Origin of the sequence: Actinomyces sp. ICM47 (genome assembly GCF_905369875.1) — a bacterium.
Classification (GTDB): domain Bacteria; phylum Actinomycetota; class Actinomycetes; order Actinomycetales; family Actinomycetaceae; genus Pauljensenia.
Genome location: NZ_CAJPJE010000001.1, coordinates 107,139 through 120,061 on the forward strand (window position 1 = coordinate 107,139; position 12,923 = coordinate 120,061).

The following is a 12,923-nucleotide window of genomic DNA, read 5'->3' on the forward strand; positions in this document are numbered from 1 at the left end:
CTCAGCGGGGGACCGGGGTCGCGGCGAGAACACCCGAGATCACGTTGACCGCGGTAATGCCCTCGAGGTTCGCCTCGGCGCGCAGCCCGAGACGGTGCGCGAGGGTCGAGGGAGCCATCGTCTTGACGTCGTCGGGGGTGACGAAGCCGCGGCCCTGGAGGAAAGCCCACACGCGCGAGGTGCGTAGGAGGGCGGTCGCACCACGTGGGGATACGCCCAGGCGGACAGCGGGGGACGTGCGGGTCGCCCGGCAGATGTCGACGAGGTAGGCCATGACCGCGGGAGCCACTTCCACGCGCGCGGCGGCCTCGCGGGCCGCGTGGAGGTCAGCGGCACCGGCGACCGGGCGGATCCCGGCCTCCACCAGAGAGCGGGGGTCGAAGCCAGCCTGGTGGCGGGCGATGATGTCGATTTCGGCCTCGCGCGAGGGTAGGGGCAGTTCAAGCTTGAGGAGGAAGCGATCTAGCTGCGCCTCGGGAAGGGGGTAGGTTCCCTCGTATTCGACGGGGTTCTGAGTAGCGATGACCATGAAGGGTTCAGGCAGCGTGCGGGTTGCACCGTCGATGGAAACCGTGTGTTCTTCCATGGACTCCAGGAGCGCCGACTGGGTCTTGGGAGGCGTTCGGTTGATTTCGTCGGCGAGGAGCAGGTTCGTAAACACCGGCCCCTCACGGAAAACGAACTCGGAGCGGCCCGCGTCCCAAATCATGGAGCCGGTGATATCGGCAGGCATGAGGTCGGGGGTGAACTGGATGCGCGCCATGTTGACGTCGAGCGCGCGCGCCAGCGTTCGCACGAGGAGCGTCTTGGCCACGCCCGGCACGCCCTCGAGCAGGGCATGCCCGCCGGCGACGAGTCCGACGATGAGACCGGTGACCGCAGCGTCCTGACCGATGACGGCCTTGCCGATTTCAGCCTTGAGGGCCAGGAGGGCCTCCTGGGTGTTCTTCTCGGAGCTGCTGAGGGATCGGCCCGACCAGCCTTCGCCCGTGGGGGCGGCGTACGAGACGGGTCCGCCCGCGCGCGCAGCCGACACGGGGACTCCCGTCGGGGCGGGGTACGAGGCCGGGGATCCCTGGGGCGGGTAGGTGCCGGAAGGAGCAGACGGCGTCGGAGAACCCGACGTGGGCGTGCCACCCGCGGGGCCGTAGGGCTGGCGGGGGCCGGGGACGGGGTTAGTCATGACGGATCTCCTTCTCAAAGGCGTCGAGGTCGTTGGCGAGTTGGACGAGGGCTGCTTCGTTGACTGGGGGCGGACCCCACAGGAGTGCCTCGTAGCGGGAGGGGGGCAGGCCTCGAAGCGTGAACGCCTGCGTGAGGGCGTTGCGATCCGCGCTGGTAGAAACTCCCAGCGACGAAGCGATGCGCGAGGCGCACGCACTGCGTAGAGCCGACGCCGCGTGCCCGTATGCACGCTGCGTGCGTAGGAGACGTGCTTTGCCGATGAGGGTCTCGGCGGCGGGCACCTCGACGGGCAGACGCTCGGGCGTCAAGGGACCAAGCCTCCTGCCGAAAGCCAGGGCGAGGAGTGCAAGAGAACCCGCAACGGTGAGGAACGCGGGGGCGAGGTAGGGGGACTGTGTCGGCGTGGTCTTGGCTAGCGACATGCCGTCGGTGCGGGATGCGATATACCAGGCGACCTTCGGGGTCCGCCCGATTGCGTTGAGCGCGAGAGCGGCGTTGCCTGCCTCCAGGATCCCTCGGTTACGCACCCGCACCGAATCCGGGATGACGGCGCGGAATCGGCCATCTTGGATTCGTTCGGCGTACGCGTAGGTCTCACCGTCCGACGTGAAACACATCTGCCAGTTGGCACCCGCGCCGGACACGGAGTACCGGGACGGGATGATCTCCGCGGCCTGTCCCGCGATCTCCGACGCGCAAGCCGGTGCGACCTTCGTGCTGCCCGCAGGCCCGCGATCACCGGACAGTCCGTCTAAATAGGCGGGTGAACTCCCAAATTCTTCCTCCAGGCCGATGTAGACAACGTTGGCGCGCGTCTCCACATCCTGCTCGATGGTGGGCGACATGCGGGACGGGAAGACAACGACGAGCGTCGTATCCTCGCCCACCGTTGCCGCCTGCTTCGCGGTCACTTCACGCACCGAGACCCCATGCTTCTTGAGAACCTGCGCGAGGGCTCGAGCGCCGTCGCCCGTTGGGTTGCGAATGCCGACGGGGACGGCGTTCATACGTCCGTCAGGCAACGCGGCGAGCCCGAAGAAAACAAGGATCACGAAGGCGATAATCAAGAGCGCGGGGCGCGCTGCACTCGCGCGCTCGCGCGCCGTGGGCGTCACAACGTGAGTCGACGTGGCTTTCATGCGTGATCCTGCGCCTTTCGGCACTGAGCCAACAAAATGGGTGTCAGCTCGCGCAGCGCGTTGACGTCCTGCTCGGCAACAGACGAATGCCCGTAGCGCACGCGGTCGAACGTCCGTGCGTGATGGCCGAGTGCGGTCCCCTGATCGGGAACGACGCGCGTTGCGGCAACCGCAGCTTCGCGTGCCGTCAAGCCCGGCGTCGCCGAGACAACCTCACACTCATCCAACCCAACGACCATCAGACGGTAGGCCCACACATAGGCGAGGTTCCAATCCTCGGCAGCCACGGCCTCGTCGAAGCACCGACGAATATCCTCCTCGGTGGCCTCCACCTCGAACACCGAGTGGGATGCGCGAATCCGCAACCGGATCGGGTTGAGGATCACTGCGATCAGGATGGCCGCGATGATAATGATCGCGAGGATCACCAGGATCAGGGACATCGGCGGAGTGTCGACCTCATGCCAGGTGAACGCGTTCGCGAGCTTGGTGAAGGCGGATTGGAGGAGACGCTTAAAACCGCTCGAATCGGTGTTGTAAACGGAGCGCGCGAGTTCTTCGCTCAGCCACGACTGAGCCTCGCCCTCGTCGGGCGTCAGGGGAGGATCGCACGCGAACACAGCCGACACCGCCTAGCCCTGGCTTGCGTGGGCGAGGAGGGGCGCGAAATTCTCCTTGCGGATCTTCTCGTCCACGTACATGAGGGTCTGGTACGCCGCCAGGATGGGGACCACGAGTGAGTAGGCGAGCATCTGGAGAGCCGAGATCACTCCGTACAGCATGATCGTCGACCACACGTTGCTTGGATCCGAGGACGGATCCCCGAGGATCGTGAACACGAAAATCACGGCAATAATGCCGATGATCTGAACGATCAAGCCCGCGATGAAACCGACCACCACGTTGATCAGGATCACTCTGCCCAGAGTCACCCAGAACGACCCGGAGGTCAGCGCCCACGAACGCTTAACGGCCTCGATGGGTCCCTTCTCCTCCAGCACAGCGCAAATCGGTGCGTACAGGAAACGGATACTGATGACGTAGCTCACCAGGACCACGGGAAGCGCCAGAGCAAGCAACAGGCCAAACAAACTGAAGAATGCATCCGAGCCGGGCCAACTGTACAGCGACATGAAGAATAAGATGACCAAGACCAGCAGGGGACTCCCGACCGCGAGCATCGAGAGGAACGAGGCCCCCAGCATCGACCAGAGTCGAGGTTTGACGAGCGCCCACGACTGCTTGAACGTGATTTTCTTGCCGATGACGAGCTGCGAGACGGCTACCGAGAGGACCCCGTCGAGCACGGTACCCGCCAGGAAAGAGCCAGCAAGAAGCGCGATGTAGCCGACGATCGTTGACACGACGGACAGATAGGCGGAGTCGAGTAGGGCCTTGGAGGAGGCCTGCGGGTCCAGATCGTTGCTCATCAACGACGTGAAAGAGAACAGCGGCAGCATGGTTCCCGCCAGGCTGAGCAGCGCCACGACAGTCATGACGATGATCGTGAAGCCGAACAGTACCGAGGGGTTCTTGCGCAGTGCGGAAAATGATCCGGAGAACAGGTCGGTGAGGGTGAGTGGGCGCAGCGGGATGATGCCGGGTTTGGGAGCCCAGCTCCACGTGCTTGCCTGGCTGTAACCGGATGCGGTGGGAGCGCTGTTACCCGGTGTGTCGGGGGCCGCGTATGCGGGCTGGGGAGCGGCCACGCCTGCGGGGCCTGCGCCGGGCGGCGCGAAGGCGGGCTGGCCGGAGGGACCCGGGTAAGCGGGCTGGGGCGCCTGCGCAGCCTGCCCGTTCTGGGGTGGAACAGCGTCCGCGTGCCCCAGATCGTACTGGGTCGGATCGGGTGAGGTCCACGGGGAACTCATCAATACCTCCAGGTTGCCTGTGTTGTCCTGATCTCAATCCTGCCATAGGTGCGCAACGTGCGAAACCTTATGACAGTGAGAAACGCTCGTGCCGCCGATGGAATCTTCTGCACCCGTGACCGATTCGTGACACTATCTTGACTATGAGTTCGTGCATCCTCGTCGTCGACGACGACGTCGCCCTGGCCGAGATGATCGGCATCGTCCTCGAGAACGATGGCTATCGCGTCGTCTTTTGTTCCGATGGGTCCCAGGCTCTCTCTCAGTTTCAGGAGCACAATCCAGACCTGGTCCTCCTCGACGTCATGCTTCCCGGCATGGACGGCTTCGACGTGTGCCGGGCGATTCGTCGCGTCTCCGACGCCCCGATCGTGATGCTGACCGCACGCTCTGATACCGCAGACGTGGTGACGGGGCTCGAAGCCGGCGCGGACGACTATGTGCCTAAGCCCTTCAAGCCCAAGGAACTCGTGGCGCGCGTGCGCGCACGCCTGCGCGGCCGCGAGGACTCGCAGGTCGACGAGGGGCTGACATTGCAGGACCTCACCATCGACGTGGCTGGACACATCGTGAAACGCGACGGGCGCATGATCGCCCTGACGCCTCTCGAGTTCGATCTCCTGGCAACGCTGGCGCGCTCCCCGTGGAAGGTCTTCTCCCGCGAGGAACTCCTCGAGCAGGTGTGGGGATACCGGCACGCCGCCGACACCAGACTGGTGAACGTTCACGTCCAGCGTCTGCGTTCCAAGATCGAACGCGATCCTGAAAAGCCCGAGCTGGTCGTGACCGTCCGCGGGGTTGGGTACCGTGCCGGCACGGGTGCGTAGCCACCGCGCGGCGCGCTTCGTTCGTACCATCACGACTTCGAGGCCATGGAAGTCCCTGCGCTCAACGCAGCTCGTCCACCGCATCCGTCACTCCCTGTCGGCTAAGCTCGCACTGGCCATCACGGCCGCCGCGCTGGTGATCCTCCTCGTCTTCGGTGTCATTGTTGCCTCCCAGCTGCGCACCTCCATGTTCGAGACGCGCCGGGATGCGATCCTCGCCGACGCCTCACTGCGTTTCTCCTCGGCTCAGTCGGTGTTCTCCTCCTCGACGGCCACGTCCCCCGACCAAGTCCAGGAATCCGCGCGCGGCGCCTTGGCCTCGCTGAAAGCCTCCGCCGCCGGCGCTGGCGCGACCAACGTGGCGCTGCTGCGAGCGGAGGGATCCACGGCCTCGCTGCGTATCAACCAGGTCGAGGACGAGCAGATGCGCGGCCTCATCACGCCCCAGATGCGCGAGGCCGTGGCTGGGGGCGGTGCCCAGTGGCAGTCGGTGGCCATCCGGGCCTCCACTACCGACAAGGTCTCGCCCGGCATTCTCGTGGGCACTCAGGTGCAGTTGCCGCGCGCGGGCGCGCACGAGCTCTACATCCTCTACTCGCTGGAAGCCGACCAGAGCCAGGTCGACGTCGTTCTACGCGTGCTCGCCCTGACCTCCCTGCCGATCATCCTGGCACTGCCGATCGGCGTGTTCGCCCTGCTCCATCGCCTCCTCCTCCCGGTGCGCCTGACCGTCCACGCGGCCACCAAGGCGGCGGAAGGAGACCTGGACGTGCGCGTCGAGGTGCACGGTGCCGACGAAATGGCGGCCCTGGGACGGGCCTTCAACGCGATGACCTCCTCCCTCCAGGACACAATCACCCGCTACGACGAGCTGGCCAAGCTCCAGCAGCGCTTCGTCTCCGACGTCTCCCACGAGCTGCGCACCCCGCTGACCACGATCCGCATGGCCGAAGAGATCGTGTGGGACAACCGCGATGACCTGCCCGCCCACGCGCGCCGCTCCGCTGAGCTGCTGCACGACCAGACTGAACGCATGGAGCAGATGCTCGCCGACCTCCTCGAAATTTCACGCTACGATGCGGCGAGCGCCCTGCTCGATGCCGAAGAACACGACTTGCGCCCCATCGTCACCCGCGTCGTGGAAGGCTGCGCGGAACTGGCGCAGCGGCAGGGCGTCGCGGTGATAATCGATGCCCCCAGCCGCGCCGCCGCCGAGATCGACGAGCGCCGCATCGAACGCGTCATCCGCAACCTGGTCGTCAACGCGATCGAACACGCCGATGGGACAGACGTGACGATCACCGTGGCTACGAGTGACACCGACGTGGCCTGCCGCGTACGCGACCGGGGCGTCGGCATGACCCAGGAGGTCGCCGACCACGTGTTCGACCGCTTCTACCGAGCCGACACCGCACGCGCACGCACGACCGGCGGCACGGGCCTGGGCCTGGCCATCGCGACCGAGGACGTGGCGATTCACGGCGGTCGCCTCCAGGCGTACGGCGAACCTGGGAAGGGAGCCTCGTTCCTCATGACGCTGCCCAAACACCCCGGCGACGAGATCGCCACATGGCCTCTGACGCTGTGGGAGGACGAATGAGACGCGCACTCGCTCTGGTCGCCTGCACCGCGCTGGCCCTCGCGGGCTGCGCATCCCTGCCGACTTCCTCGGCTCCGACCACCTTCGATGTGTCCGCGCGCGACGGCTCCGGCATTCAGTTCTCCGCCGAAGGACCCGTGGATGGCTCCGACGCCTCGACTCTGGTTACTGACTTCCTGCGGGCGTGCGCCGCGGGCACACAGGACGACTACGCGACGGCCCGTCTGTTCCTCACAGCCTCGTCCGCGCGCGACTGGCAGCCGGAAACCGAGATCCTCGTGTACGACACGGACACAGCGCCGTCGGTGAACGCAGGAGCGGAAGTAGCCTCGCAGACGGAGGTGAACGTCTCCGTCCTGGGAGTCGCCAGCATCGACGCGACGGGCGTTCTCACCCGTTCGAATGGGGCGACCGTGTCGCGTACCTTCACTCTTGTGCGTGAGGGCGGGCAGTGGCGCATCGACGCCCCCGAGAACATGATCCTCGTTAGCCGAGCAGCTTTGACAGCCTCCTACTCTCTGGCGAATCTCTACTTCCCGACGACCGACGGCACAGATTTGGTCGCGGATCCGCGCTGGTACCCGTCTCGGCGCTTGGCCTCCCACTTACTGGCAGGACTCATCGCGGGTCCTCGCCCTTCCCTCGCGTCGGCGGTATCGAACGCGATTCCTGCCGGGGCGACGCTGCCCTCCCACGGCGTGGAGGTTGCCGACGGCGTGGCCAACGTGGAGCTGAACGGGCCGATGCCTTCGAGCGAGGGGGCACGCGCGAGCCTTGCGTGGCAGCTGACGCGAACACTGAAGCAGGCCGCGGATGTGGCGCAGCTGAACGTGACGCTCTCGGGGGAGACGCTGGACAGCGAGACGATCCCGCCCTCGCCACAGTATTCCCTCGACACTCTCGTGGGTGCCGGCGCGTCGGGCGTGGGCATTGTGTCCTCATCTGCGATGGCTCCCCGAGCGTCGGCGACCGACGCCTGGGCACCGACCGTTTCGCCCGTGGATTCCTCGCTCGTGGCGTGGACCGGCGCCGACGGCGTCTACGCCGAGAAGGACGCGACCTCCGTGGCGTTCCTGCCCGGCCAGGCACCCCTCGGCCCGTCGGTCGACCGCTACGGATGGGTATGGGGACCAGCCACCTCGGCGTCATGGCTGAGCGTCGGCGGGGGAGCGGACGGTGCCTTCAGCGTCGGCGTCGAATCGGACAGCGCCGGCGACATCCGCGCGGTGCGTATCTCTCCTGACGGCGCGCGGGCACTCATCATCCGCGGGTCGACGCCGAGCGCCTGGCTGGGCGTCGTCGAGCGTGGCCTGAGCGGCCGCCCGCTCGCGGTGCGTTCCCTCGAACAGGTTGCCCTCGACGGCTCCGTTATCGATGCCTCATGGACGACGTCGACGGGCATCGCGCTCGCTGTGCGGGCAGGCACCGGCGAGGCCGATCAGCTTGTGACGATGCCTCTGGGCGGGTTGCCCTCGTCCGTGGTGCTCCCGATCCACGTGACGTCGATGAGCGCGGGGGCATCCGCGGCCTCGGTCGTCATCGTCGGCACGGACGAGGCGGGGAAAGCTCAGGTGCTCCTCAGATCAGGTGCGCTGTGGCAAAACGCCCCGGTTTCCTTGACGTCGGCGCGCTACGCGGGGTGAGTCCGATGGCAGGCGCGCGCCGCGCTTCTCTGACGCAGGGATTGCTGGGCGCGCTGCTGCCCGTCCAGTGCGCGGGGTGCCTGGCGTGGGATGAGGTGCTGTGTCCGTCCTGCCGCGCGCTGGCCTCGTCCCCTCCCGTCTTTACCTCGGTGGAGGGAAGGTACGTCCCGATCCCCGGCGTGGTTCTCGGTGACTACTCCGGGCCGTTGCGCCGGATTGTGCTCGCCGCCAAGCACGCCACTCGCACGGATGTCAGCGCTTTCCTTGACGAGGCCGGGGCCACCCTGGGCGCGTTGCTGTGGGAGGCGGTGGGCGGGATGGGGGTGCCCGCTGGGGCGACGGTTGCCTTGCCGGGGAGGGCACACTCGGGAGATGGTGCGGTGCGCGTGTGGGTCGTGCCAGCGCCCTCGTCGTGGGGTAGGCGCTTGCGGGGGCGACAGGTGGCCTTGCCGCTTGCGCGCGGGGTCGCGCGGGGGTTGGCGTCGGTGGCTCCGGCCGGTGTGCGGGTGTGTGTCGTGGACGCGCTGACCCTGCGCGTGGGTGCTGGCTCGCAGTCGGGCAAGGCGGGGGCTGCACGCGTCGTGGGACGCATGGGGGTGATGCGGGCGCGCGTGGCTGTGCCGATGGATGCGATTGTTATTGCGGTCGATGACGTGGTCACGACGGGCGCGACGATCCGCGAGATGGAGCGAGCATTGGGACGCCTGGACGGGGTTGCGGCGCTGTGCCGACCGCGGCTTATCTCATGATGCAGGTCACCGACGTGCTATGATGTGGCTACAGACTTTCGATAGCGTGAGAGGCACAGACGCCTGTCACGTCAGTGCGGGAGGTGATAGCTCAGATCACGGTTCGGGCAACGAGCACCGAACAATCCCTACCCGCGGGCAACGATGCCCGCCGCACACCATGGAGGAAACACATGGACATCACCGTCGTCGCACGTAATGCTGAGATTCACCCGAATTTCCGCGCATACGTGGAGGAGAAGGTTTCGAAGATCACCCAGTTCTACCCGCGCGCGCAGCGCGTGGACGTCGAGCTGACTCACGAACGTAACCCCCGCCAGGCCGACACCGCTGAGCGTATCGAGCTGACCGTCTACGGCAAGGGACCGATCATCCGCGCGGAGGCGCAGTCTGCTGACCGCTACGCGGCTGTCGACATTGCTGCCGGCAAGCTCTACGAGCGCTTGCGCCGCCTGCGTGATCGCGTGAAGGATCACCGCCGCAGGTACCCGCGTGACCTGGCTGAAGCCGAAATCCTCGACGTCGCACCGGTTGTCGAAGAGGAAGTCGCTCCCGAACCGGAGGCCCCCAAGTCTCTGCGCAGCGCGGAGGACCTCAAGGTTGGAGAAGCCCGCGAGGAGCAGTGGGGCGATACCCCCATCATCGTGCGCCAGAAAGTACACGAGGCTCCGCCGATGAGCGTGGATGAGGCCCTCGATCAGATGATGATGGTCGGCCACCCCTTCTTCCTCTTCGTCGACAAGGAAACGAACCAGCCGTGCGTCGTCTACCACCGTCACGGGTGGACGTACGGCGTGCTTCGCTTGAACACGACGATCTGACGGTTCACTGATGTGGGCGCGCCCCGGGCCGAACGGCCTGGGGCGCTTCCTCGTGTTCGCGCGTTAGCGTTAAATGCCTCCATGTTCGCGCGGGCGTTTCCACTTTGGGCGGTTAGTTCGTAAACTAAAGGGTGGATTTGACTGCTTGCTCTACAGGGGAGCGGGCGAGGAACGTCAGGAGCTATTCGTGTCGATTATTGACAAGATCCTTCGCGCGGGCGAAGGCCGCATGCTGCGCAAGCTGGACCGGCTTGCGTCGCAGGTTGATGCCATGCAGGAGGACTTTGAGGCTCTGACGGACGAGGAGCTGCAGGCCAAGACTCAGGAGTTCAAGGATCGTCTGGAAGAGGGCGAGACTCTGGACGACATCCTGGTGGAGGCCTTCGCGACGGTCCGTGAGGCCTCGTGGCGAATCTTGCGTATGCGTCCCTTCCACGTTCAGGTCATGGGCGGCATCGCGCTGCACCAGGGCAAGATCGCGGAAATGAAAACCGGTGAAGGTAAGACGCTGGTTGCGACCATGCCGTCCTACCTGCGTGCGCTGACTGGAAAAGGCGTGCACGTCGTGACGGTCAACGACTACCTGGCGAAGTACCAGTCGGACATCATGAGCCGCGTCTACAACTTCCTGGGTCTGACCTCCGGCTGCATCCTGGTGGGTCAGACGCCGGCTGAGCGCCGCGAGATGTACGCCTGCGACATTACCTATGGTACGAATAACGAGTTCGGCTTCGACTACCTGCGTGACAACATGGCGCAGGTGCCCGAGGAAATGGTCCAGCGCGGCCATGCCTTCGTCATCGTCGATGAGGTCGACTCGATTCTCATTGACGAGGCCCGTACCCCCCTCATCATCTCGGGTCCCGCAGACGGCGACCTGAATCGCTGGTACATCGAGTTTGCGCGCATCGCGCGTCTACTCACGCGCGACGAAGACTACGAGGTCGACGAGAAGAAGAAGACTGTCGGCATCCTGGAGCCGGGCATCGACAAGGTCGAGGACCAGCTGGGCGTGGAGAACCTGTACGAGGCTGCGAACACCCCACTGATCGGCTTCCTCAACAACGCGATCCGCGCGAAGGAGCTGTTCTTCAGGGATCGCGACTACATCGTGGACGCCGGTGAGGTCCTCATTGTTGACGAGCACACGGGTCGCGTCCTGCCGGGCCGCCGCTACAACGACGGCATGCACCAGGCGATCGAGGCCAAGGAAGGCGTGGAGATCAAGGCCGAGAACCAGACGCTGGCCACGATCACGCTGCAGAACTACTTCCGCCTCTACCCCGAGGGTTCGCGCTCGGGCATGACCGGTACAGCCGAGACCGAGGCCGCCGAGTTTGCCTCGACCTACAAGATCGACGTCGTCCCGATCCCCACGAACAAGCCGATGGCCCGCAAGGACCAGCCCGACCTTGTCTACCCGACGGAGAAGGGCAAGCTCAACGCGATCATCAAGGACGTTGTCAAGCGTCACGAGGCCGGCCAGCCCGTCCTCATCGGTACAGCCTCGGTCGAAAAGTCCGAGTTGCTCTCGCAGATGCTCAAGAAGAAGCACATCCCGCACGAGGTGCTTAACGCCAAGCAGCACGCCCGCGAGGCCGAGGTCGTCGCGATGGCTGGTCGCAAGGGCGCGGTCACGGTGGCCACGAACATGGCAGGTCGTGGTACCGACATCATGCTGGGCGGTAACTCGGAGGTCATCGCGCAGAAGAACTTGGCCGCCGAGGGCCTGGATCCGAAGGTAGACCCGGAGGAGTACCGCGAGGCGTGGCCCGTGGCCCTTAAGGACGCGGAGGAGGCCGTGAAGGCTGAGCGCGAGGAGGTGCGTGAGCTGGGCGGCCTGTACGTGCTCGGTTCGGAGCGCCACGAGTCGCGTCGTATCGACAACCAGCTGCGCGGCCGCTCTGGCCGTCAGGGCGACCCGGGCGAGTCCCGCTTCTACCTGTCGATGGAAGACGACTTGATGCGCCTGTTCAACTCGGGCATGGCCCAGCGCATCATGGCGTCGGGTGCCTACCCGGAGGACCTGCCCTTGGAGAACCGTATCGTGTCGCGTTCTATCCAGTCGGCTCAGCACCAGGTGGAGGCACGCAATTTCGAGATCCGTAAGAACGTCCTGAAGTACGACGATGTCATGACGGGTCAGCGCGAGACCATCTACGGCGAGCGCCGCAGGGTCCTGGAGGGCGAGAACATGGAGCCGCAGCTGCGCTCCTTCATGGAGTCCCTCGTCACGGGCCTGGTGGACGAGGCCGTGGCCGACAAGCCGGTCAGTGAATGGGATCTTCGTGCCCTGTGGGAGAACCTGCGCGGCTACTATCCGCCGTCGGTCACCATCGAGGAGGTCGAGGAGGAACACGGTGGTAAGCACTCCCTGATCCGCGACGACCTCGTCAATGAGCTGGTTGGCGATATCCACGCTGTCTACGCGGACACCGAGGATCGTATGAACGCCAACCCGCTGGCTCAGGCGCAGCTGGGCGAGGAACCCATGCGTACGCTCGAGCGCCGCGTCGTCATCTCTGTGGTGGACCGCCTGTGGCGCGAGCACCTCTACGAGATGGATTACTTGAAGGAGGGCATCGGCCTGCGTGCGATGGGTCAGCGTGACCCGCTCGTCGAGTACAAGGACGAGGGCGCTCAGATGTTCCAGGCGATGGTTGAGCGTATCCGCGAGGAGTCCGTCCAGCAGGTGTTCTCCTACGCCAAGCAGTTCGAGCGCGCCCTGGCTGCCGCCGAGGAAGAGGCAGGCGGCTCGATCACTCGCGCGTCCGTGGCCTCGGCGCAGAGCGCCAGGTCCGCTTCTGTGGAGGATGCAGAACCCAGCGTCGAGGAAGTGGCCGCCGCCGAATCCGCCGCTTCTGAGGCGGCGCGCGAGGCCGTGGCGCATGCCCGCTCCGTTATGGGTAACGTGGGTCGCGAGAAGGCTCCGAGCCGCGTGAGCTACAGCTCTGCTGAGGGGGAGTCGGCCTCGTCGTCGGCGAGCGGTAATCGCGCGGAGCGCCGTGCGGCCGTCAAGAAGCGCCGCCGCCGCTGAGCATTGAAGACGGGTGAGGGGATTCCTGCGGGAGTCCCCTCACCCGTTTAT

10 protein-coding genes are annotated in these 12,923 nt (G+C 65.7%); 6 read left to right on the forward strand and 4 right to left on the reverse strand.

From position 1 onward, the window contains the following. Position 1 precedes the first annotated feature (1 nt). Genes QZ149_RS00530 through QZ149_RS00545 form a run of 4 tightly spaced genes read right to left on the reverse strand, consistent with a single transcriptional unit; the run spans position 2 to position 4,195 of the window. The gene (locus tag QZ149_RS00530; protein ID WP_291448589.1) at positions 2-1,183 is read right to left on the reverse strand and encodes a MoxR family ATPase; all 1,182 of its coding nucleotides are present in this window, start codon (positions 1,181-1,183) and stop codon (positions 2-4) included. Then, positions 1,176-2,324 (reverse strand): DUF4350 domain-containing protein, encoded by a 1,149-nt coding sequence (locus QZ149_RS00535; protein ID WP_291448590.1) that lies wholly within the window; start codon positions 2,322-2,324, stop codon positions 1,176-1,178. The genes QZ149_RS00530 and QZ149_RS00535 overlap by 8 nt, the downstream gene beginning before the upstream one ends. Beyond that, on the reverse strand, positions 2,321-2,953 hold the full coding sequence (locus QZ149_RS00540) for a DUF4129 domain-containing protein (protein WP_314736456.1): 633 nt from the start codon (positions 2,951-2,953) through the stop codon (positions 2,321-2,323). The genes QZ149_RS00535 and QZ149_RS00540 overlap by 4 nt, the downstream gene beginning before the upstream one ends. A gap of 3 nt (positions 2,954-2,956) precedes the next feature. After that, positions 2,957-4,195: a glycerophosphoryl diester phosphodiesterase membrane domain-containing protein gene (locus tag QZ149_RS00545; protein ID WP_291448592.1), complete on the reverse strand. Its 1,239-nt coding sequence runs from the start codon at positions 4,193-4,195 to the stop codon at positions 2,957-2,959. A gap of 143 nt (positions 4,196-4,338) precedes the next feature. On the opposite strand from QZ149_RS00545, the gene mtrA reads away from it, so the two are divergent. The 6 genes from mtrA (at position 4,339) to secA (ending at position 12,872) form a co-directional block, all read left to right on the forward strand. Continuing rightward, the gene (mtrA, locus tag QZ149_RS00550; RefSeq protein ID WP_291448594.1) at positions 4,339-5,022 is read left to right on the forward strand and encodes an MtrAB system response regulator MtrA; all 684 of its coding nucleotides are present in this window, start codon (positions 4,339-4,341) and stop codon (positions 5,020-5,022) included. Beyond that, positions 5,015-6,622, forward strand: a complete 1,608-nt coding sequence (gene mtrB / locus QZ149_RS00555; protein ID WP_291448597.1) for an MtrAB system histidine kinase MtrB — start codon at positions 5,015-5,017, stop codon at positions 6,620-6,622. Before mtrA ends, mtrB begins: the two co-directional genes overlap by 8 nt. Next, positions 6,619-8,265 carry a GerMN domain-containing protein gene (locus tag QZ149_RS00560; RefSeq protein WP_291448599.1) on the forward strand — a complete coding sequence of 549 codons (1,647 nt, stop codon included), beginning with the start codon at positions 6,619-6,621 and terminating at the stop codon, positions 8,263-8,265. Before mtrB ends, QZ149_RS00560 begins: the two co-directional genes overlap by 4 nt. Continuing rightward, positions 8,217-9,014 carry a competence protein ComF gene (locus QZ149_RS00565; protein WP_291448601.1) on the forward strand — a complete coding sequence of 266 codons (798 nt, stop codon included), beginning with the start codon at positions 8,217-8,219 and terminating at the stop codon, positions 9,012-9,014. The genes QZ149_RS00560 and QZ149_RS00565 overlap by 49 nt, the downstream gene beginning before the upstream one ends. A gap of 173 nt (positions 9,015-9,187) precedes the next feature. Further along, positions 9,188-9,835 carry a ribosome-associated translation inhibitor RaiA gene (raiA, locus tag QZ149_RS00570; RefSeq protein ID WP_291448603.1) on the forward strand — a complete coding sequence of 216 codons (648 nt, stop codon included), beginning with the start codon at positions 9,188-9,190 and terminating at the stop codon, positions 9,833-9,835. 187 nt (positions 9,836-10,022) lie between these two features. Next, on the forward strand, positions 10,023-12,872 hold the full coding sequence (secA, locus tag QZ149_RS00575; protein WP_291448604.1) for a preprotein translocase subunit SecA: 2,850 nt from the start codon (positions 10,023-10,025) through the stop codon (positions 12,870-12,872). The last annotated feature ends 51 nt before the right edge of the window (positions 12,873-12,923 follow it).

Bases quoted from the DNA above. Each gene is read 5' to 3' on its own strand.
- QZ149_RS00560 (WP_291448599.1), top strand. From the start codon at position 6,619: ATGAGACGCGCACTCGCTCTGGTCGCCTGCACCGCGCTGGCCCTCGCG.
- QZ149_RS00530 (WP_291448589.1), bottom strand. From the start codon at position 1,183: ATGACTAACCCCGTCCCCGGCCCCCGCCAGCCCTACGGCCCCGCGGGT.
- mtrA (WP_291448594.1), top strand. From the start codon at position 4,339: ATGAGTTCGTGCATCCTCGTCGTCGACGACGACGTCGCCCTGGCCGAG.
- QZ149_RS00535 (WP_291448590.1), bottom strand. From the start codon at position 2,324: ATGAAAGCCACGTCGACTCACGTTGTGACGCCCACGGCGCGCGAGCGC.
- QZ149_RS00545 (WP_291448592.1), bottom strand. From the start codon at position 4,195: ATGAGTTCCCCGTGGACCTCACCCGATCCGACCCAGTACGATCTGGGG.
- raiA (WP_291448603.1), top strand. From the start codon at position 9,188: ATGGACATCACCGTCGTCGCACGTAATGCTGAGATTCACCCGAATTTC.